The following is a 21,153-nucleotide window of genomic DNA, read 5'->3' on the forward strand; positions in this document are numbered from 1 at the left end:
AACCATAACGGATTCTGTACTTGTAGAGCCTATTGGATTAGATCGTGCAGGTACCACGCTTGCTAAAATGATGTTAATTGATATGCATGATGCGTTTTCGGGTCAGGTTTTATCAAATATTAAAGGTTTAGCTTCCGAAAGTTATGCGAAGACAGTGCTCAATCGTAACCAGATTGTCGGTGAAGTTAATTAAGCTATTTTAAATGTGAATGATGGTTCTGTTGCTTATGGTCATCCGTTTGGTGTAACTGGAGCTCGTGTCATTAGTCGAAGATTGTACGAGCTTCAATAACAACATGTGCCACTGGTGGTACTGGCGTGGCAATGGTTTTAGAGGTGGATCAAATTTTTTAATTGAATTTAAGTTTGTGATTGAAAATATAACTAAGAATGAATGGTTCTATTTTAATTTTATTCCTTATCTTTATGTGAAATACAATTTTTGATGGCGATGAGTTGTAATTTTTGGCTATGCTGAGAAGTCATTTTGTCAGCATTAAAAAGAGGCTGTTTCTAATATCAATAGTGTTGTCATTATTGAATATGGAGCAGTTCTAATTGAAATGCTGAATTATTTATTTGATTGATGTGTAAATTATCACAGTAATTTGTTCAAATCCTATAACATATAGCCTTGAACGGCTTGTGCTGTAAAAGGGAACTCAGATGCAACGTGTGGCAATTAATGGTTTTGGGCGAATCGGACGGAATGTCCTGCGTGCGTGGTTTGAAAATCCAAAACCGTTCCATTTTGAAATTGTTGCAATAAATGATGTTGCAGATGTAGAAACTTTAGTTCACTTGTTTAAATATGACACCACGCATGGACGTTTTGATGGTGTCGTTAATATTTTACAAGAAGGTGAAGATATCTTTTTATGTATTGATGCCCGTCAGTGCAAATTGAAAGTTCAAGTTTTACAGCAAGCTGATCCTGAACAACTACCATGGCAAATGCTCAATATTGACTTGGTTCTAGAATGTAGTGGTTTATTTCGCTCACGTGCTGCGGCAACGCGCCATATTACTGCGGGTGCAAAGCGGGTCATTATTGGGGCTGCACCTTTTGATACTGTAGATGCAGCGATTGTGTATGGTGTGAATCACCATGATGTGAAGCCAACGGATCAGATTATTTCAGGCGTTTCTTGTACTACACAGGCTTTAGTGCCATTGGTTAAAATTATTGATGATGCCTTTGGTATAGATACAGCTATGATGACGGAGATTCATGCAGTTACGGCAGATCAGTGCGTACTTGATCACGCACACCGTGATTTACGTCGAGCGCGTGCAGCAGGGCATAACATTATTCCAACAACGTCATCGGCTTTGGGGGCTTTAAAGCAAGTCATGCCAAAGATGGAGAATCGCATCGATGGTTATTCAATTCGTGTGCCGACCATCAATGTTGCAGCAATTGATTTAACCTTTATTGCACAGTCAGCTATTAGTACTCAAGCCATTAATGACAAAATGATTGCAGCAGCCCAATATGACTATGCTGAAATAATGTCGGTGACCAATGAATATTTGGTGTCGAGTGATTTTAATCATTCACCTTATTCGTTGGTGGTCGATTTGACCCAAACAATGGTGGTGGGTCGTCAAGCAAAAGTTTATGCTTGGTATGACAATGAATGGGGGTATGCAAATCGGTTACTTGATTTGTCAGAATCCTTTTATTTTTCATAAAAATAACAGATCGAAAGCTTAAGTTGAAAGCATTAAAATTTTTAAGGGGGATGAGTAGATGAATTCAATCTTACTGGGGATGTTGTTACTGTATTTAGCAATTGCGTTATTGGTTTGGCAACTGACGAAAATTAAAAAAGACTTCATTGCATCACAAATAGAAGTGAGTGATTTAAAAAATAGGGTCAAAGCACAAGAAGATCATCTCAAAGCGACTTTGAATATTATGCAAGATTTGGCAAAAAAAATGCAGGTTCAACAAGAAGCAATGGATGTGAACATAGCACGCTTAACTCAAGTGGAAATTCAGAATGCTGAACTTGTTGGTGTTTTGACACGATCTATTCAACATGCGGTTGATGTTAAAAATGGTGTGAGTGATAAATAAAACTATATCAAATGAAGCTCGGTTTTATCTGATTGGAATTAAAATCAATGATATAAAAATGTCTACAGGCATAAATGAAAGCATTGGATTAATTTCAAATGAAATAGAAAGTATAGGTCAATGACTATACTTTCTATTTTACTAGATTAGCCTTCTTCTTGGTTTAGAAAGCCTTCTTTAATTTTTTCTGGCATTTCAGCATGCCACCATGCATAGATAGAGGTCTTGATTTCTTCATCTTCATCAGGATCATTAAAAGGTTCATCATCTTCACGAACTAACTCGTCATCTTCAAATTTGAACCAAAACTCCCAAGGATCATCATCACCGCAGCCCCATGCTTGAGCATGTATCTCGGGTACAAGTGCTTTTAAAAAAAGTAGAATGGCTTCAATAAACTCATCACCTGCTGAACCGTGAACAAAATGAGCAACAGAATAGCCTGCAGTCGAGTGTATGGATTCAGGTCCTAAATCAAAGTCGATCTGATCAACAATATCGGTGATATCTTCAGCAAGTGCTTGCCCATCCTCAGGGTTGAGTTCAACGGCAAATGAGATAAATTTTTCTCGATCCCCTCTGTGTTCTTTAAATAAACGGTCTAGCTTGACCATTATATTGATATCGGCATGTTTATAGTAAACATTGCTATGTAGTTCCATGAATTTCCCCAATACTATTCATTTGTATTTTGTTGATCGTATGACAGTGTGCTTTACTTTTACTTCGTTGGTCGCTTTTGTTTCATGAGGATGATGTTTTATCCTGTGTGGATGGAAGAAGTATATTTATAATTGAGTCACTGACCAATTCATTATCTCTGTTATTTGTGGTTTTTTAAGTTTAAAAATGAATAACATGAGCGATGCAATGGCAATACTTATGTACTCATGTGAACGATGTCGTTTTCAATATAAGCAGAAAGCGTGTTTTTATAAAAAAGTCTAATGCACAGCTTTAACTATCGTGCTAAAATAAGAGAAATCGGGTGCGTTCCCGATTTTTTTATGCGGATTCGTTCCGCGCAGACAGGATTTAGGTCTACAACATGCCCATTTCAGAGACATGGTTATTACCTGATGGTGTAGCTGATGTATTACCAGAGCAGGCGCAAATTATTGAAAATTTGCGTCGTAAAGCATTAGATTTCCTTGCGACTCGAGGTTATCAATTGGTGTATACGCCGTTCATTGAATACATCGAATCTCTTTCTTCTCTTTCAGAATCGAATCAAGATTTAGACTTAGCCACTTTTAAAGTAATCGATCAACTTTCAGGTCGTTTATTGGGTGTGCGTGCCGATATGACACCACAAGTGGCACGTATTGATGCACATGTACATCAAGTACAAGGTGTTGCTCGTTACTGCTATGCAGGAACAGTACTTCATACTAAACCACAAGGCTTTAATACCACACGTGCGCCATTACAATTGGGTGCAGAGTTATTTGGTTCAGACAGTTTAGATGCCGATGTTGAAATGATTGATGTCATGCTGAATCTGATTAAAACAGCAGGTTTAGTTGATGGTGTCCATCTTGATTTAGGGCATGTTGGTTTATTCCGTAGTTTGGTTAAGCATGCAGGCTTAACAAAAGCAACAGAGAACCATCTTTCTGATTTATATCAACGTAAAGCTTTGCCTGAGTTGGCTGAGTTTACGCAAAATCTAAATTTTGGTGCAGATTTTTATGTGTTGGGTCGCTATGCAAGTGACTTAGATGCATTACAAGCCAATTTAAGTGCTGAACTTTTTGAAGGTGCTGCATTTAAAAATGCATTTGATGTTTTGGTTGCGACCAAAGCCGAAATTCAAGCACGTTGGCCTGAGTTACATATTGGTATCGATGTGGTTGAGCTGCGTTCATATCATTATCATACGGGTTTAATGTATGCCGTTTATGCACCAAACCGTGCAGAACCACTCGCAAAAGGTGGACGTTATGACGGTATTGGTGAACACTTTGGACGTGCGCGTCCTGCAACAGGTTTCTCGTGTGATTTGTATGTTCTAAGTTCAGGACAACATCAACACATTGAGCAGGTGATTGCGCCCAAAGGTACAGATAAAGCAATGCTTGAAGCGATTGCCTCTGTACGCCAACAGGGTTTAAGTGTAATTCAATTGTTAGGTAATGATGATTTAAGCTCTGTACCGAATGCAACACATCAGTTGGTGTTTGTTGCTGGTGAGTGGAAAGTCGAACAAATTTAATCGTTAGGCATCACATGTCATTGATGCCTGATTTTCAATTTTAACAGCATGATGTAATGAGGCTATTATGGGCAAAAGTGTTGTGGTACTCGGTACTCAATGGGGCGACGAAGGTAAAGGTAAAATCGTTGACCTGCTCACAGATCAAGCAACTGCGGTTGTACGTTATCAAGGCGGACACAATGCAGGTCATACCCTCGTAGTGGGTGGGAAGAAGACAGTTCTTCACCTTATTCCATCTGGTATTTTGCGTGAAAATGTACTGTGCTTAATTGGTAATGGTGTTGTACTTTCACCTGCAGCATTGATCGAAGAAATGGATATTCTTGAGAAAGAAGGCGTACCTGTAAAAGAACGTCTACGTATTTCTCCAAACTGCCCATTAATTCTTCCAAACCATATCGCACTTGATCAAGCACGTGAGAAAAAACGTGGTAATGCGAAAATTGGTACAACAGGTCGTGGTATTGGCCCTGCTTACGAAGACAAAGTTGCGCGCCGTGCAATTCGTGTTGCTGACTTGGTTCGTGGTGGTGCTCATCTTAAAGCTCAACTTGAAGAGCTTCTTGAATACCATAACTTCCAATTGACTCAATTCTACGGTGTAGAAGCGGTTCAGCTTGAAGAAGTACTTGCACTGTGTGATCAATGGCGTGAAGTGGTTGCACCATTAGTAATTGATGTAACAACAGAATTGCATAACTACCGTAAAAACGGTGAAAACATCATGTTTGAAGGCGCACAAGGTTCACTCCTTGATGTTGACCATGGTACATATCCGTATGTAACATCTTCAAACACGACTGCGGGTGGCGTAAGCTCAGGTTCTGGTCTTGGTCCATTGCACCTTGACTATGTATTGGGTATTACTAAAGCATACACAACACGTGTAGGTGCAGGTCCATTCCCAACTGAACTTGTTTATGATGCGGCAAATGATGTCGGTGATGCGATCGGTAAACATCTTGGAACAAAAGGTTCTGAGTTCGGTGCTTCTACGGGTCGTCAACGTCGTTGCGGTTGGTTTGATGCTGAAATTTTACGTCGTTCTGTAGATGTAAACTCGCTTTCAGGTATTTGCTTAACTAAACTTGACGTTCTTGATGGTCTGGAAGAAGTAAAAATCTGTATCGGTTACGAAGCAGCAGATTCAGGTTGTGTCGGTTCATCTGATGCGCTTGCATTTGAAACTTTAAAACCAATCTACGAAACTATGCCAGGTTGGTCTGAGTCTACTTTTGGTGCGAAATCAATGGATCAGTTGCCACAAGCGGCAATTAACTATGTGAAACGCCTTGAGCAGTTAATTGAATGCCCAATCGACATCGTTTCAACTGGCCCTGACCGTGAAGAAACAATTGTGATGCGTCATCCATTCGATGCTTAAGCCATTGATTTGATGAATTGAAGAACCCCGATTGATTCGGGGTTTTTTATGCCAAATTAAAAGCCATCATCAAACGTTAAAAAGATCAGATTCAGGACTAAAGTTGCATTTGCTCATGGCTGTAGATTTGTAATATAAGATATAGGATTTTATGCAGATCAATACTGCATCATACAAAGGTGAATTGGGAATGCCAAATGCATAAAAATATTTCAGGAACGATGTTTTACTCTTTATTATTTGCAATGGGTGGTGCACCGACAATTGCCATGATGATGATTACCACGCAGACCAATGATCCTGCCATTATCAATAGTGCATTGATTGGGCTGAGTGTCATTATTGCGTGTATTTTGGTTCCTGTGATCCTCATTCAAAATTCAGTTTTATTTTTTAAACGTAAAGATCCTGTTTGGGAAGAAAAAATTCAGCCACTTTGTCATGTATATTTGGGCTTAAATATTTTGTGTTTGGTCTATTGGTTGTGTATTCAGTTTTTATAAATCAGATTAATTACACAATTAATATGAATAAGTAGAAATATATGATTCAAACATGTAACAGGATTTCTTATAATGCGTGGTAATTTAGGATTAAACTTGAGTAATTGGAGACTATTATAATGAAAAATAACTTGATGTTAGGTATGTGTGCTGTAGCAGTAATGGCGCTATCGGGTTGTACGACTATTGCAGAAATGAGCGGGGCTGATTCAGCAACATTGAACTATAATGCAACACAAGGTTTTAATAAAACTGTGACAGATGCGCGTTCAAAAAATGTATTAGATACATCATCTGCAACATATAAAAAAATTAATAATGCATTTGTTCGCTTAAAACCCTATGCAGATCAGTTAAATCAAACGGGTCAAAAATTTGATTGGCAGTTGGCAGTTCTAAAGTCTGATCAAGTCAATGCTTATGTTGCACCTGGTGGTAAAGTGGTGTTTTATACAGGTATTGTGAATAAATTAAACTTGAGTGAATCTGAGGTGGCTGCTGTAATGGGGCATGAAATGGTTCATGCCTTAGAAGAACACTCGAAACAGAAAGTGGGTGCGCAGGCATTGACTAATCTGGCTGTCGGAATTGGTAAATCTTATGCGGGTAGTCAGCTTGGTGAATTTGGTAATGCTGCAATTGATCTGGGGAGCCAAGTCGGCGTCGGTTTACCATATTCACGTAATTTGGAAAGCCGTGCCGATCAAGGTGGCTTAATGTTGATGGCAAAAGCAGGCTATGATCCTCAAGCTGCAATTACGCTGTGGGAAAAAATGGCGAAGCAAGGTGGTGCACAAGGTTCAGCGTTATTGTCTACTCACCCGACAGATAGCCAACGTATTAATGCAATGAAGAAAAATTTAGCTGCGGCACAAGCGGTTTATAACGCACGTAAATAAGTTATTAATCTTGTTTATTCAAAAGGATGCCGTGGCATCCTTTTGTTATTTTTATCATATTAAAATGATCGCATTATGCAAACTTTAAGATGATGCAGGTTTAGATTACTTTTAAGGGGCAGGATTGGGCTGTTGACGGTGAATAGCTTCAATACCTTGTAAAACCTCTTCGGATAAATCGACATCAAAGGCTTGAATATTTTCTTTGAGCTGTTGCATAGTGGTTGCACCAATAATTGTACTCGTAACGAAGAATTGATGCTTAATAAAGGCTAATGCAAGTTGCGTTAGTGATAGACCATGCTTTTCAGCGAGTAAAGCATATTGTTCAGTAGCCCAATCGCTTTGTGGGTTGCTATAACGGGTAAAGCGTGAAAACTTGGTAATACGACCTGCTTTGGGACGCGCGCCGTGACGATATTTTCCTGTTAAATAACCAAATGCAAGGGGGGAATACGCAAGTAGCCCAATGCCTTCATGATGAGCAATTTCAGACATACCAATTTCATAAGTACGGTTGAGCAGGCTATACGGATTTTGCACGCTGACAATTTTTTCTAAGCCCAGTTCTTTTGAAAGTTGAAGGAATTTCATGGTTCCCCATGGCGTTTCATTGGATAAGCCAATATGACGGATCCGTCCTTTTTTAACTTCCGCAGAGAGTGCTTCTAAGGTTTCTACCAAAGGTGTCATATTGTGGTTAAAATGTGCTTGCTCATTATTATAGCCTAGCGTGCCAAAGAAGTTAGTTGGACGTTGTGGCCAATGCAGTTGATAGAGGTCGATATAATCGGTCTGTAAACGTTTGAGAGAGCCATCTAATGCAGATTGAATCTCCGAAGCAATGAAGCGAGTTTGACCATCACGAATATGGCTTCCACCTTGTGAAGGTCCTGCAATTTTAGAAGCAAGAAATAGTTTGTCGCGTTGCCCGTGTTTTGCAATCCAATTCCCAATGATTTGCTCAGTTGAACCTTGCGTTTCAGGCTTAGGAGGGACGGGATACATTTCGGCAGTATCCCAAAAATATAAACCTTGATCTAAAGCATAATTCAGTTGTTCAAAAGCTTCTTGTTGATTGTTTTGTTCACCAAAGGTCATTGTGCCAAGGCAAATTTCAGGGACTTGAATGCCCGATTGTCCTAATGCTTTAAAGTTCATTTCTGTTCCATAAATGATGATGCGACTTTAAACAACATAGGGAGTATCAAAATAAAGTTCAAGAGAAAAACCGTGTTCATTACAAGAAGGGCCTGAATAGTTTGAAAAAATCATAAAAAAAAGCAAATCCGAAGATTTGCTTTTACTGAATAAAGAAGAAAATCATTCTTCTTCAGCATCACCTTCGGAGAAAGTTGATTCTTCAAGGGATACATCAAAAATAAGGATGGCTTTACCATCAGTTTCGATCATGCCTTGCTCTTCAAGCGTTTTTAAAACACGACCAACCATTTCACGTGAACAACCGACAATACGACCAATCTCTTGACGAGTGATACGGATTTGACGGCCATTAGGTAAAATCATTGCTTCAGGTTGAGAAGAAAGATCAATTAAGCAGCGTGCAATACGACCTGAGACATCAATAAATGCAAGGTCAGTCACTTTACGAGTTGTATTTTTTAAACGACGAACAAGCTGAGCAAAAACAGCGTAGCTTAAGTCAGGGTGTTGTGTGCTGATTTCATTGAAATTTTCATAAGAAATTTCTGCAATTTCACATACATCACGGGTTCTTACTTCCGCGGTACGATGTGCATTTTGCTCAAAAAGACCCATTTCACCAAAGAAATCTCCAGGGTTTAAGTAAGCAACAACAATTTCACGATCATCATCTTCACGTAAAATAATTGAAACAGACCCTTTTAGAATCAAATACAAAGATTTTGATTCTGAACCAGCATCAATGATTGTTGAACGCTTAGGAAAGCGATTGATGTGAGCTCGTTTAAGTAATGCTTTGACTGACTCAGGTAGTTGACCAGGTGACAAAGCATCTGTACTAAGTTGTGCAAAATTTGATGACATGCTTAAAAATTCCGAATAGGATAATAACTAGATCTGCTGATCTAAGTTGAACTCGTCACATAGACGCAGAAGAGATGAAATTCCGTATCAACTCATTTTATGCTAGTGTACAGGTATCCTGTAAATTTATAGCTTTTTTAAGGTAGTTGCAATGCACACGAGCGTACATTGGTTAGAGAATGTTGCTTTCGAAGCAAAATCGGAAAGCGGTCACCAAGTTGTTATGGATGGATCAGCGGAATATGGTGGTGAAAACCGTGGTCCACGTCCCATGGAGTTAATATTAATGGGACTTGGTGGTTGTGCATCCTTTGATATTGTGACCATTTTGAAGAAATCTCGTCAAGATGTGACTGATGTAGTCTGTCAACTTCAGGCTGATCGTGCAGATACAATTCCAGCGGTTTTTACTAAAATTCATTTACATTTTGTGGTGACTGGTAAAAATATTAAGGAAAAACAAGTATCTAAAGCAGTTGAGTTGTCTGCTGAAAAATATTGTTCAGCAAGTAAAATGTTATCAGATGGTGGTGTTGTGATTACACATGATTTTGAAATCATTGAAATAGCTCAATAGTTATACGATTTTTATGAGTAAAAGTGAATCAAATGATTAGCTTTTATTCATAACTTTTTAAAAAATATGAAATTTTAAAAAATACGCATAAATTATTACAAAATGTTTCTATGTCGTTTTTTTTACATAATAAAATTTTTTTTTAAAATAAACTTAATATTTAATTGATACTTTATGCAACTCTATCGAGCCAAAAATAACTGTGGATCGACACGTGCATTGTTTAAACTCATCCCCCAATGTAAATGAGGGCCTGTGACTCGACCTGTTTTACCAACCAATCCGAGTACTTCGCCTTGTTGTAACTTTTGACCTTTTTGTACATTAATTTTACTTAAATGACAAAACATACTGATCAGTCCTTGTCCGTGATCAATAAGCACCGTATTTCCATTAAAAAAATAATTGCCTATAGCAACGACTGTACCATTTGCAGGTGCAACGACTTTTTGTCCAACAGGTGCAGGAATATCAAGTCCTGAATGTGGAGCACGTTCTTCGCCATTAAAAAAGCGTTTTCGTCCAAATGAATTACTAAATTTCCCAGCAGTAGGACGAATAAATGTTGGAAATTCTTTCCATTGTTGTGGTGTGAAAGATGTGTAAATCGCATTTTGTTCTTTGGCTTCTACAGCATAGCGGTCGAGTTGTTCTTGTTGTGGGTTTACATAATCCTGATTTTTTACACTTAACCGCTGTTCGGCATATTTATACGGCTTCACCTCAATATTAATTGGGCCATTTGAGCTTTGTAATTGTAATGTTCCTAAGGGTGCTGAAAGTGGGATACCAAATACAATTTGATTCATTGAATTGATGCCTTCAACGACTAATACTGGTTTATTTTCATAGGTAATGTTAGTGACAGTTTTAGCAACAGGAATTACTGCAATACCGCCAGCACGGCGTGAGTCTTGGGGTAGAGCAAAAGTTTGTGTCGTCGCAATAAGACCACAAATCATCAATATTTTTTTGATAGAGAACATAACGTGTAAATATCTAGGCTAGTTTTGGTAAGTATCACGCTTTTATAGAGATTTGCTCAAGCATAGCTTTGTTAAATTGTGCTTGTTGTTTTAAATAGCCTAAGTAAATTTATCATTAATTATGTCTATTTATTGTGTAGCGGGAGCATGCTTAATAACTTAGTTATTAGTGACTTATTTAAGCTCACATAAAAATAATTGCCATGCTTCACTCAATTGAGCTTCATCCAATGCCATTTTAAGTTGAGCTGACATAAAAATTGAGTGATCTAATTCTGGGTCTTGCCACAGGTCTACATCACATGTAAGAGCTTCTTGAGTGATTGCGATTGCATGATCTGCGTAGTCAGCATGGTATAAATCAAAAAGTTGATAACCTTTATGTTTAGTGTTTCTATACTTATGCAGTTCTTCCGTACAATATTCAGGACGTAAATAGCTCCGTAGTTCAGCGATATTGAAAAAATAATAAGTTTGATCATTTACGGACTCATTGAGCTGAAAATCAAAAAAAGATAAAGGGTAGAGTGCACTTTCGCCTAAACGAAACTTTTTTAATATATTAGCGCACGGCCCAGTGAGAATAACAAAGCCATCTTGGGTACGAAAAAAACTGGGTAAATTAACTGTTTTACTAAAGCCGTGAGCATATAAAATAGTAGGAGCATTTTCAGGTAATATTTTTTCACTTAAATGATATTGATCTACAATTTTTATTTTAGAGCTACGCATTTGTTTTCTTTTATTTTTCTCATATTCTGCTTCGCCTTTAATTCTGTAAAGTTCAGCATAGTCGAATATCTCAGGGAATGATAAATCAAATACCCGATAGGTTTCATCAAACATAATGGTTGTTGTCCATACTTGATTAGACATTTTTTTCTTCCAGTTTGAGTGCAGTGCGTGTTGCAATATTAGCATTAAGCCTATTTTTTATAAGATTGAAATTCTAATTCTGCGACAAGAAATGTCGTTAAAAAAGCTAGATTTGAAATTTACCCATGTTTTATAAAAGATAAAAGTTATTATCCTATGAATAAAAAATCACATGCTTAACGAATTAAACATGTGATCTATTTCCTATTTAGACTTTATTTTCAAATAGAGTCTGAATTAAGCCTTAATTGGTTTTGCACGGCAATTGGTTTTGCACGGCGTAATTGATGCAATACTGAAACCAATAAATCAATTTCCTCAGTGGTATTATAAAATGCCAGAGAAGGGCGTACCGTACGTTCTACACCAAAATGGCGCAAGATCGGTTGAGCACAGTGATGCCCTGTACGAACGGCAATTCCATATTGATTTAAAACTTTACCGACTTCTTCAGTTTCATAACCTGCCAAAGTAAATGACATTACGCTTGCTTTGTTCAATGCGGTACCAATTAAGCGCAAACCTGAAACGCTTTGTAACGCATGTTGACCATATTCAAGCAAGTCATGTTCATAACGAGCAATATTATGGATACCAATGCTTTCTATATATTCCAAAGCAGCACCTAGACCGACTGCATCTGCGATATTCCCTGTACCTGCTTCAAACTTATTGGGTGCAGGTTGGTAAATCACATTTTCAAAAGTTACATCTTGAATCATATTACCGCCACCTTCCCAAACAGGCATGGTATCGAGTAGTTCAGATTTGGCATAAACAGCACCAATACCTGTAGGACCAAAGACTTTATGTCCAGAGAACACAAAGAAGTCAGCGTCTAAAGCTGTAACATTGGTTGGCATGTGCGAAACAGACTGCGCACCATCAATTAAGACACGTACACCTGCAGCATGTGCAAGTGCAATGATTTCCTGAGTTGGCGTCACCGTACCTAAAGCATTAGATACCTGAGTAATCGAAACAAGTTTAGTTCGAGGATTAAGCAGTTTTACAAACTCCTCAATCTGAATTTGACCTGTATCATCTACTGGAATCACACGCAGTTTGGCACCTGTTTCTTTGGTCAACTGGAACCACGGAACGATATTGGCATGATGCTCAAGGTGGGAAACGATGATTTCATCGCCCGCTTGAATATTTTGCTTGCCCCATGATTTGGCAATCAAGTTAATACCTTCAGTTGTACCACGTACAAAAACAATGTTTTTTGCTGCAGGCGCACCAATAAAACGAGCCACGACATCACGTGCATGCTCATAAGCATCACTGGCACGTGCTGCAAGTTCATGCGCCGCACGGTGAATGTTCGAATTTTCATGTTCATAAAAATATGAAATACGATCGATCACAGCTTTAGGCTTATGCGTTGTCGCTGCATTATCCAACCAAACGAGTTGCTTACCATTGACACGTTCTTGCAAGATTGGAAAATCTTTACGAATTTGCAAAATATCAATCGGTTGATAGTTTTGCGCTGTCGTTGGAATTTGCAAATCTGAATGTGGTGGAGCCGTTTCAAAACTTGGGGATTGAAGAAAATAATAACCAGACTCCGCTGTAGCAGGTTTGTCATTACGATCTTGCAAAACACCACGTAATTGATGGTCATCAGTCACATGAAAATTGTCAAAAGCATACGGGTTTTTCAATACATTGACTTGCGTAGCATTGCTATTTACAGTTTGAGGACTCACAGCTTCAGGCTGTGGTAGATCCAAAAAGTAGTAATTTGATGACGCAGTGCTTGGTGTTGCAGCAGGTACATTGGCAGGTGCAGATTGCTGAGAAAACGAACTCGGCGCAAAAGACAAATCTAAACCATGTGTTACTGCCAAAGGATCAGGTGTATTCGCACCACCGACAATTGGTGAAGAAGATAAAATTCTACGCTCAGGATGGTCAGCTGTTGGTTCAATAAAATGTTGCGTTGACGTAGGATTTAAACTGGTTTGTTGAAGTACAGCAGGCACACGACCTGACAACGCAGCAATTGGATCTCTAGGTTGTGGTTGATGGCTCGGTAAGTCAAAGTTAAAACCTTGCGGGTTTTGACTAGGTAAAGCCGAGAAAAATTCCGCAGCCAACTGTGCAATCACAAATTCGCTGATCGGTGCATCAGGCACACCCGAAGCAATATCTGCTGTCGGCTGGTTACTTGTAAGTTGTTGGATAGTCATGGTATTTATCTACCTCCACATCTTCAAGTACAGCAAGCGCATCATCTGTCAATACAGCAAGAGAACAATACAGTGAAATTAAATAAGATGCGATTGCATTACGATTAATTCCCATGAAACGTACAGATAAGCCTGGTGCTTGTTCGCCCGCAAGACCTGGTTGGAATAGACCAACAACACCTTGACGTTTTTCACCTACGCGAAGCAAGATGATCTTAGTTTTACCATCTTCAACTGGGATTTTGTTTGAAGGAATAAGTGGAATACCACGCCAAGTAATAAACTGCGAACCGAAAAGGCTTACTGTTGGGGGTGGCACACCACGACGTGTACATTCACGACCAAAAGCTGCAATTGCGTCTGGGTGTGCAAGGAAGAAACCTGGCTCTTTCCATACCTTACGAAGTAGGTCATCGAAATCATCAGGTGTTGGCGCACCTGTTAAGGTAGAGATACGTTGCTCATCTGCAACACTTGCCAATAAACCGTATTCAGGGTTATTGATCAGTTCGCTTTCTTGACGTTCTTTAATCGTTTCAATAGTTAAACGTAACTGTTCTTTGATTTGATCATGTGGACTGCTATATAAGTCAGAAACACGTGTATGAATATCGAGAACAGTGGAAACTCCATTTAAGAAATATTCACGAGGATTAACTTCATAGTCCACAAATGTTTGTGGCAGAGTTGCTTCATCACGCTGTGTACAAGCGACTTGAATGTCATCGGTATTACTGACTTTGTTGACACGGTAAATACCTGCTTCAACAGGTGTCCATTGCAATAAATGGGTCAACCAACGCGGTGTAATAGTCGATAGTTGAGGAACTGTTTTTGTCGCATTGGCAAGTTGGCGAGCAGCTTGATCATTGAGTGCTTGGCGTGAGACTTCTTGGTTTTTAGCCATGTTTTAATCCTTCGGATATTTTAAAATTAATTTTTATTACTACTGCTAGAATTACTTTTTTGTATGTATTTACTAATTTTCTCCAATAAAAAATAGGTTTGATCATGCGTTGTAAAATTAATTTTTCAAAAATCATGAATTTTAATAAGTATTGATCTTTATTGGATTTCATTAATTTTAGGTGTGTTTCATTTTTAGATAACATCAATTATTCATAAAACTTAATAATCGAATAATAAATCAACCCACTATATTCTTCCGATGATTCATTTTATTCCTGACGCCAAGGCAGTCCGTGAAAACGCCAACCGTTAAATGAGCCACGATGATTATTTTCATCAAGATCACCTTCAAAGCCTTGATCAATATTATAAATATTTTCAAAACCAGCATTGAAAGCGACATTGGCAGCGGCAGCAGAACGCTTGCCACTACGACATAAAAGTAAAATAATTTTATCTTTACCGACTTTTGTTTCAAGCTCTTTGGCAAAGCGAGGATTTCGATTCAGTGCAGTTCCTGTTGCCCATGGAATATGTACAGTATCTTCAACATAGCCGACAAATTTGCGCTCTTCATTGGTACGAACATCGACAATGACGACTTGAGCTGTTTGAAATAAAGCCCATGCTTCTTGTGGAAGAATTGTACCCGTGAATTCTAAGTAATGTTCTTCAACACGTTGTTTTGCATCGTTAAGAATGATATCGAGATCTTGTTTTGATAATGGGTTTTGCCCCGAAGTGGCTGTGTGTAATGCATTTAAACTGTTCATATCAACACCTTTGATTTTATTACAGCAGGGCTGTACTTTAAAATATTTGAGAAATTGACATTAAATATAATGATTTTTTATATTCTTAAAATGAATAAAAATTGCTTTGCTTATTCTTAAAGTTGCAAAATAATTGGTGGTTTGTAAGTGCAGCATTATTCTAAAATTTAGATAAGTATAGCTTAATAATGGTTATCTAAAATTATGCAAATAAAATAGTATTTGCATGAAGAACTTGAATAATATGTAGGATTCAGTTGTTAACTTAACTAATCCATAAACCGATAGGTAAAACCATGAGTCAATGGAATATTAATTATATTGTTAATGAGTTACAGGCAGCACGTAACGAATGGCGCACAAAACAAAAAAGCCTCAAAGATTTTGGTGGTCGAGAGTTACCATCGAAAGAGGAAATTAAAAAGATCATGAGTGATTTATGTGGCATTTTATTTCCAATGCGCTTAGGACCACATGATTTGCGTCAACAAAGTGAAAATTATTATATTGCACATACGCTTGAAAAAACTTTGTATGCATTACACGAACAAGTAAGTTTAAATCTGACTTATGATCATAAATATCGGAAGAATGCTGGTAATCTTGAGGAAAGTGTACAAACAGCACAGGAAATTGTTAAAACCTTTGCAGAGCAATTGCCTGCGCTACGCCGTATTTTAGATACTGATGTCATTGCTGCATTTGAGGGTGATCCTGCGGCACGTAGTGTTGATGAGGTTCTCTTGTGTTATCCAGGCATTTTAGCGATTATTTATCATCGGGTTGCACATGAATTTTATAAGCAAGATTTGTCTTTATTGGCGCGTTTAATTGCTGAAATTGCCCACTCTAAAACGGGGATTGATATACATCCTGGTGCTCAGGTCGATCAAGGTTTTTTCATTGATCATGGTACAGGTGTCGTCATTGGTGAAACCTGTATTATTGGTAAAAATGTGCGGATTTATCAGGCTGTGACATTAGGTGCGAAGCGTTTTGAAGTAGATGAAGAAGGACATTTGCAAAAAGAATATGCACGTCATCCCATAGTTGAAGATAATGTTGTTATTTATGCAGGTGCAACAATTTTAGGTCGAATCACCATCGGTGAGGGTGCGGTTATAGGGGGGAATGTCTGGATTACCAAAAGCGTTGCACCGAATAGCGCGGTCTCACAAAGTTCGGCAACAAAATCTCAAGTTTAGTGCTTAAGTTTAAATTTTATTTAATCAAATAGAATTGAAAATTTTTATCTTGGATAATATTTAAATCATTCATTTGATGGATTGTTGAAGTTCAAAAAGTGCTTTAAAAAATATCGATTTCACTTAATAACCATCTTGGGAATAGCATCAAAATATTGATTGCTCGAAACATTATTTTAGTCACGATTGATGTGTCAAATATTTTTAGTATTTTAAAAATAAAAATATGAGTTCGATAAAGTCTTAATGACTTGGTGTTGATTAAATCTGAAATTAAGGGAGCATTATGAATATTTTTGAGTTTGTTCTCTTAAAATATGGTCGGAAGAGGATTTACATACTGATTGGATGCTCAGGGTAGATTGAGCCATTGCTGTTAGATAGTCGAGATAATGATTTAAGAAAGGATAAGGCAGTTTATTATAACCTAAAACATTTTGTTAAATAATTACACCTATGATAATTATAGAGATTGTCGATGATATTTTTTTAATCAAAAATTTTTGAAAATGTAAATAAATATTTGGATAGTGCATTTAAGCCTGAATTCATCTTCAACTTTGCCAATTTGGTTATCCAATTTTTCATATAAATTTAATTTCTATAGATTTGATCTTATTCAAGCTGATTTAAAATATTATTCTCAATTTATTTACTTTGAGTAATTCGAATAATTGTAAATGGCGAATGATTTATTTGAATTAGCTAGACATTATTTTTAATCACTTTTTTAATATGCTTTAAATTTTAATTAAGATATTAATTGTTTTAATCAACTTATATTCAATGGTAAAAATATATTTTATTAAATAAGTTATTTTAATGAATGATTAATCATTATGTATTTTTTTTAAATTTTACTGCATGAAGATACTAAAAAATAATATCGCCATAATTAAGTAACACCAATGATAATGTAAATATGACTATAAGTTTACCTAAGTTAAACATTATTTTTATCCTCATTTACATACTTTAAAGCATATTATGATAAAGATAGATTATTAAGGTTTATCTGTGTGTTTTTTTCTAAATATCTGCTTGAAAAAGCATTAATGAGGACGCATATTATGGTTAAAGTCTATTTAAATTTATCTATAAGATATTGAAAGTAAAAAATATTTTTTAAATTTATTTGCTATTTTTACTTGAAAAGTCCGCAAATGTTCCCATATATGAGTTAAGAACTAAATATGTCATGAGGAATAACAAAAATGAGATTTGAAAAATTTACAAACCGTCTACAGCAAGCATTATCAGATGCACAATCATTGGCAATGGGTAAAGATCATACTGCCATTGAGGGTATTCACATACTTTCTGTATTGTTAGAAGAAGCATCAAATCTAAGCCTATTACAACAGGCGGGTGCAAACTTACCTGAATTAAAAAACCGTTTGCAGCAGGCATTAAATGATGCGGCAACCCTCAGTAATCCGACGGGTGATATTAATTTAAATCCTGAAGCTGTTCGTGCACTCAATTTAGCAGACAGTTATGCACAAAAAGCAGGCGATGAGTTTTTATCGACAGATTGGGTGATTTTAGCACTTGCTGAAACAGGTGTAACCAAAACATTATTGAGCGCAGTTGGTGTTACAACAGAAAAACTACGCAAAGCAATTGAAAATATTCGAGGTGGTGAACAAGTTATGGCGAATAACCATGAAGATCAACGTGACTCGTTAAATAAATATACAGTCGATTTAACTGAACGTGCATTGTCAGGCAAGCTTGACCCTGTGATTGGTCGTGATGAAGAAATTCGCCGTACCATTCAAGTATTGTCACGCCGTACCAAAAATAACCCTGTACTCATTGGTGAACCTGGTGTAGGTAAAACTGCGATTGTGGAAGGTTTGGCACAGCGTATTGTCAATGGTGAAGTACCTGAAGGTCTAAAAGGTAAACGCGTACTCTCACTTGACTTAGGTTCATTACTTGCAGGTGCAAAATACCGTGGTGAGTTCGAAGAGCGTCTAAAAGCAGTGCTCAAAGACTTGTCAAAATATGATGGTGAAATCATCTTATTTATTGATGAGTTACATACACTCGTTGGTGCGGGTAAAGGTGATGGTGCAATGGATGCGGGCAATATGCTTAAACCTGCATTGGCACGTGGTGAGTTGCGCTGTGTCGGTGCGACAACACTCGATGAATATCGCCAATACATTGAAAAAGATGCAGCTTTAGAACGTCGTTTCCAAAAAGTATTGGTCGATGAGCCAAGTGTTGAAGATACCATTGCGATCTTACGTGGTTTAAAAGACAAGTATGCAACGCATCATGGTGTACAAATTCTTGATTCTGCGATTATTGCAGCAGCGAAAATGTCGCATCGTTACATCACAGATCGTCAGTTGCCCGATAAAGCGATTGATCTGATTGATGAAGCTGCTTCACGGATCAAAATGGAAATTGACTCTAAGCCTGAGCCATTAGATCGTTTAGATCGTCGTTTGATTCAGCTTAAAATGCAGCTAGAAGCAGTAAAAAAAGATGCTGATTCGGTCAGCAAGGCTGAAGTTGAACATCTTGAGAAACAAATTGCTGAGGTTCAAAAAGAATACAGTGATTTGGAAGAAGTATGGATTGCTGAAAAACGTTTAGTTGATGGCACAAACCAAGCGCAGATAGAGTTGGATAAAGCACGTACAGCGTATGAAAAAGCACAACGTGAAGGTGATTTGGCAGAAGCAAGCCGTTTGCAATATGGTGTGATTCCAGAATTGCAAAAACGTTTGAATGAAGAAGAAGTGGCGGAAGTGAATGAAGAGCCGAAACTTATTCGTACCAAAGTCACTGAGAACGAAATTGCGGAAGTAGTGAGTGCGGCAACGGGTATTCCTGTATCGAAAATGCTACAAGGTGAGCGTGAGAAATTACTACAAATGGAGTCTTTCTTACATAACCGTGTGGTTGGGCAAGATGAAGCTGTAGTTGCTGTGTCGAATGCAGTACGCCGTTCTCGTGCAGGATTATCTGATCCGAATCGTCCAAGTGGTTCATTCTTATTCCTTGGACCAACGGGTGTCGGTAAAACTGAATTGACTAAAGCGTTGGGTAATTTCCTATTTGACAGTGATGATGCGATTATTCGTATTGATATGTCAGAATTTATGGAAAAACACTCAGTGAGTCGCTTGGTTGGTGCGCCTCCTGGTTATGTGGGTTATGAAGAAGGTGGTGTTTTAACTGAAGCTGTACGCCGTAAACCATATAGTATTGTGTTATTTGATGAAGTTGAAAAAGCGCATCCTGATGTGTTTAACATCTTGCTACAAGTGTTGGATGATGGTCGCTTAACTGATTCACAAGGTCGTTTGATTGACTTTAAAAACACAGTCATCGTAATGACTTCTAACTTAGGTTCGAGTGATGTACGTGAATTAGGTGAAGGTGCGAGTGAGGATGAAGTTCGTGCGGTGGTAATGAGTGCAGTTTCGCAACATTTCCGTCCTGAATTCATTAACCGTATTGACGAGCTTGTGGTTTTCCATTCGTTGAAAAAATCACAAATCCGTGGCATCGCAGATATTCAGTTAGAGCGTTTACGTACTCGTTTAGCTGAACGTGATATTGGTTTACGTATAGATGATCAAGCCTTTGATATTCTGATCGATGCTGGTTTTGATCCTGTGTATGGTGCGCGCCCACTGAAACGTGCCATCCAGCAACAGGTTGAAAATACATTGGCTCAGAAAATCTTAGCAGGTGATTTTACCGCAGGCGATACTATTTTGATTAGTGCCGAAGATGGTAAATTAACTTTCACTAAGCTTAAATTGAGCTAAGTTTAACTTAATATGTAATAAATCAATGCTGTAAATAAAAAACCTAGCTTCGGCTAGGTTTTTTATTGTCTAGAATAAGTAATATGCAGAATATTAGTGCCTGTTATCGGGTTGTTAGATCATGTTATTGCAACATATGTCTAAAGTTGGTAGTTTTTTAGACAGGAAGAATAAAAAGTAGAAGGTTGATCATGATGGTCATAGGGATAAATAAACTCAAATACACTCACTTACTTATTGCAGTATTGATGATAGGGAGCTCAACGTCAGTGTTTGCAAATAAATTAGATGATCAAAGCCTTTCAGAACAATATGTCGGTTTAGCACAACTCACGCCTATTATTATTAGTTCAGTGAAACAAGATGTTCAACAACCTCTTGATGAACAAAATAATGTACATAATCAAATTGCCAATAAAAGAGCTAATGAGGCAAAAAAAGATGAAATTTATTCAACTGTTTTAACAGATTATGAATGGAAAAAGAAAGATAGAGATTCAAGTAAGTCTGGCGATCGATATGTACGACCATTAACAGGATTTAGATTTATAGACATCAGTGAAAATCCAAATCAACGTCATGATATTCGGGTGACGACGAAAGATACGATAACGCTGTATTCTGGACATGAAATTGACGCTGGCGGTTTGATTAATCGCTAAGTAAAGATAAAAAAACCGATTCAAGACATATTGCCTGAATCGGTTTTTAACACACTTA

The 21,153-nt window shown here is 37.6% G+C and carries 19 protein-coding genes; 11 read left to right on the plus strand and 8 right to left on the minus strand.

All coding sequences use genetic code 11. From position 1 onward, the window contains the following. Positions 1-205: 205 nt before the first annotated feature. From FW754_RS03345 to FW754_RS03355, 3 genes are all read left to right on the plus strand, one after another. On the plus strand, positions 206-292 hold the full coding sequence (locus FW754_RS03345) for a hypothetical protein (protein WP_446323888.1): 87 nt from the start codon (positions 206-208) through the stop codon (positions 290-292). A gap of 374 nt (positions 293-666) precedes the next feature. Continuing rightward, complete coding sequence (locus FW754_RS03350; protein ID WP_446323862.1) at positions 667-1,695, plus strand: type I glyceraldehyde-3-phosphate dehydrogenase; 1,029 nt, start codon at positions 667-669, stop codon at positions 1,693-1,695. A gap of 58 nt (positions 1,696-1,753) precedes the next feature. After that, on the plus strand, positions 1,754-2,083 hold the full coding sequence (locus tag FW754_RS03355) for a hypothetical protein (protein WP_409511791.1): 330 nt from the start codon (positions 1,754-1,756) through the stop codon (positions 2,081-2,083). 146 nt (positions 2,084-2,229) lie between these two features. Here FW754_RS03355 and FW754_RS03360 read toward each other — a convergent pair whose 3' ends face one another. After that, positions 2,230-2,745 carry a hypothetical protein gene (locus FW754_RS03360; RefSeq protein WP_446323863.1) on the minus strand — a complete coding sequence of 172 codons (516 nt, stop codon included), beginning with the start codon at positions 2,743-2,745 and terminating at the stop codon, positions 2,230-2,232. A 386-nt stretch (positions 2,746-3,131) separates the two neighbouring features. On the opposite strand from FW754_RS03360, the gene FW754_RS03365 reads away from it, so the two are divergent. The 4 genes from FW754_RS03365 to FW754_RS03380 all read left to right on the plus strand — a co-directional run bounded on the left by FW754_RS03365 (position 3,132) and on the right by FW754_RS03380 (position 7,087). Continuing rightward, positions 3,132-4,298 carry an ATP phosphoribosyltransferase regulatory subunit gene (locus FW754_RS03365; RefSeq protein WP_446323864.1) on the plus strand — a complete coding sequence of 389 codons (1,167 nt, stop codon included), beginning with the start codon at positions 3,132-3,134 and terminating at the stop codon, positions 4,296-4,298. A 67-nt stretch (positions 4,299-4,365) separates the two neighbouring features. Continuing rightward, positions 4,366-5,685, plus strand: coding sequence for an adenylosuccinate synthase (locus tag FW754_RS03370; protein WP_409511788.1), 1,320 nt, complete (start codon positions 4,366-4,368; stop codon positions 5,683-5,685). A 197-nt stretch (positions 5,686-5,882) separates the two neighbouring features. After that, positions 5,883-6,188, plus strand: coding sequence for a hypothetical protein (locus FW754_RS03375; protein WP_409511787.1), 306 nt, complete (start codon positions 5,883-5,885; stop codon positions 6,186-6,188). Between the two features lie 119 nt (positions 6,189-6,307). After that, positions 6,308-7,087 carry a M48 family metallopeptidase gene (locus tag FW754_RS03380; RefSeq protein ID WP_409511786.1) on the plus strand — a complete coding sequence of 260 codons (780 nt, stop codon included), beginning with the start codon at positions 6,308-6,310 and terminating at the stop codon, positions 7,085-7,087. Positions 7,088-7,198: 111 nt separating this feature from the next. Here the strand turns inward: FW754_RS03380 and FW754_RS03385 are convergent, their stop codons facing one another. Next, the gene (locus tag FW754_RS03385; protein WP_446323865.1) at positions 7,199-8,248 is read right to left on the minus strand and encodes an NADP(H)-dependent aldo-keto reductase; all 1,050 of its coding nucleotides are present in this window, start codon (positions 8,246-8,248) and stop codon (positions 7,199-7,201) included. A 162-nt stretch (positions 8,249-8,410) separates the two neighbouring features. Next, complete coding sequence (crp, locus tag FW754_RS03390; RefSeq protein ID WP_409511784.1) at positions 8,411-9,115, minus strand: cAMP-activated global transcriptional regulator CRP; 705 nt, start codon at positions 9,113-9,115, stop codon at positions 8,411-8,413. A gap of 151 nt (positions 9,116-9,266) precedes the next feature. Between crp and FW754_RS03395 the strand changes: the two genes are divergently transcribed. Continuing rightward, a complete protein-coding gene (locus FW754_RS03395; protein ID WP_446323866.1) occupies positions 9,267-9,692 on the plus strand; it encodes an OsmC family protein in 426 nt (141 codons plus the stop codon). Positions 9,693-9,874: 182 nt separating this feature from the next. Here the strand turns inward: FW754_RS03395 and FW754_RS03400 are convergent, their stop codons facing one another. The 5 genes from FW754_RS03400 to FW754_RS03420 form a co-directional block, all read right to left on the minus strand. Continuing rightward, on the minus strand, positions 9,875-10,678 hold the full coding sequence (locus FW754_RS03400; protein WP_446323867.1) for a peptidoglycan DD-metalloendopeptidase family protein: 804 nt from the start codon (positions 10,676-10,678) through the stop codon (positions 9,875-9,877). Positions 10,679-10,852: 174 nt separating this feature from the next. Further along, entirely contained in the window at positions 10,853-11,524 is a 672-nt protein-coding gene (locus tag FW754_RS03405) for a hypothetical protein (RefSeq protein ID WP_446323868.1), read from the minus strand. 251 nt (positions 11,525-11,775) lie between these two features. Beyond that, positions 11,776-13,752: a family 2A encapsulin nanocompartment cargo protein cysteine desulfurase gene (locus tag FW754_RS03410; protein ID WP_446323869.1), complete on the minus strand. Its 1,977-nt coding sequence runs from the start codon at positions 13,750-13,752 to the stop codon at positions 11,776-11,778. Next, the gene (locus FW754_RS03415) at positions 13,727-14,659 is read right to left on the minus strand and encodes a family 2A encapsulin nanocompartment shell protein (protein WP_446323870.1); all 933 of its coding nucleotides are present in this window, start codon (positions 14,657-14,659) and stop codon (positions 13,727-13,729) included. The genes FW754_RS03410 and FW754_RS03415 overlap by 26 nt, the downstream gene beginning before the upstream one ends. Before the next feature lie 271 nt (positions 14,660-14,930). Next, positions 14,931-15,434 (minus strand): rhodanese-like domain-containing protein, encoded by a 504-nt coding sequence (locus FW754_RS03420; protein WP_446323871.1) that lies wholly within the window; start codon positions 15,432-15,434, stop codon positions 14,931-14,933. 296 nt (positions 15,435-15,730) lie between these two features. On the opposite strand from FW754_RS03420, the gene epsC reads away from it, so the two are divergent. The 3 genes from epsC (at position 15,731) to FW754_RS03435 (ending at position 21,095) form a co-directional block, all read left to right on the plus strand. After that, positions 15,731-16,639, plus strand: coding sequence for a serine O-acetyltransferase EpsC (epsC, locus tag FW754_RS03425; protein ID WP_446323872.1), 909 nt, complete (start codon positions 15,731-15,733; stop codon positions 16,637-16,639). 1,214 nt (positions 16,640-17,853) lie between these two features. After that, a complete protein-coding gene (gene clpB, locus FW754_RS03430) occupies positions 17,854-20,433 on the plus strand; it encodes an ATP-dependent chaperone ClpB (RefSeq protein ID WP_409511776.1) in 2,580 nt (859 codons plus the stop codon). A gap of 269 nt (positions 20,434-20,702) precedes the next feature. Continuing rightward, complete coding sequence (locus FW754_RS03435) at positions 20,703-21,095, plus strand: hypothetical protein (RefSeq protein WP_446323873.1); 393 nt, start codon at positions 20,703-20,705, stop codon at positions 21,093-21,095. Positions 21,096-21,153 lie beyond the last annotated feature (58 nt).

The sequence above is a fragment of the Acinetobacter sp. 1207_04 genome, assembly GCF_052850415.1.

Bases quoted from the DNA above. Each gene is read 5' to 3' on its own strand.
- FW754_RS03405 (WP_446323868.1), bottom strand. From the start codon at position 11,524: ATGTTTGATGAAACCTATCGGGTATTTGATTTATCATTCCCTGAGATA.
- FW754_RS03395 (WP_446323866.1), top strand. From the start codon at position 9,267: ATGCACACGAGCGTACATTGGTTAGAGAATGTTGCTTTCGAAGCAAAA.
- FW754_RS03415 (WP_446323870.1), bottom strand. From the start codon at position 14,659: ATGGCTAAAAACCAAGAAGTCTCACGCCAAGCACTCAATGATCAAGCT.
- FW754_RS03400 (WP_446323867.1), bottom strand. From the start codon at position 10,678: ATGTTCTCTATCAAAAAAATATTGATGATTTGTGGTCTTATTGCGACG.
- FW754_RS03350 (WP_446323862.1), top strand. From the start codon at position 667: ATGCAACGTGTGGCAATTAATGGTTTTGGGCGAATCGGACGGAATGTC.
- FW754_RS03385 (WP_446323865.1), bottom strand. From the start codon at position 8,248: ATGAACTTTAAAGCATTAGGACAATCGGGCATTCAAGTCCCTGAAATT.
- clpB (WP_409511776.1), top strand. From the start codon at position 17,854: ATGAGATTTGAAAAATTTACAAACCGTCTACAGCAAGCATTATCAGAT.
- epsC (WP_446323872.1), top strand. From the start codon at position 15,731: ATGAGTCAATGGAATATTAATTATATTGTTAATGAGTTACAGGCAGCA.
- FW754_RS03355 (WP_409511791.1), top strand. From the start codon at position 1,754: ATGAATTCAATCTTACTGGGGATGTTGTTACTGTATTTAGCAATTGCG.
- FW754_RS03410 (WP_446323869.1), bottom strand. From the start codon at position 13,752: ATGACTATCCAACAACTTACAAGTAACCAGCCGACAGCAGATATTGCT.
- FW754_RS03370 (WP_409511788.1), top strand. From the start codon at position 4,366: ATGGGCAAAAGTGTTGTGGTACTCGGTACTCAATGGGGCGACGAAGGT.
- FW754_RS03375 (WP_409511787.1), top strand. From the start codon at position 5,883: ATGCATAAAAATATTTCAGGAACGATGTTTTACTCTTTATTATTTGCA.
- FW754_RS03420 (WP_446323871.1), bottom strand. From the start codon at position 15,434: ATGAACAGTTTAAATGCATTACACACAGCCACTTCGGGGCAAAACCCA.
- FW754_RS03360 (WP_446323863.1), bottom strand. From the start codon at position 2,745: ATGGAACTACATAGCAATGTTTACTATAAACATGCCGATATCAATATA.
- FW754_RS03365 (WP_446323864.1), top strand. From the start codon at position 3,132: ATGCCCATTTCAGAGACATGGTTATTACCTGATGGTGTAGCTGATGTA.
- FW754_RS03380 (WP_409511786.1), top strand. From the start codon at position 6,308: ATGAAAAATAACTTGATGTTAGGTATGTGTGCTGTAGCAGTAATGGCG.
- crp (WP_409511784.1), bottom strand. From the start codon at position 9,115: ATGTCATCAAATTTTGCACAACTTAGTACAGATGCTTTGTCACCTGGT.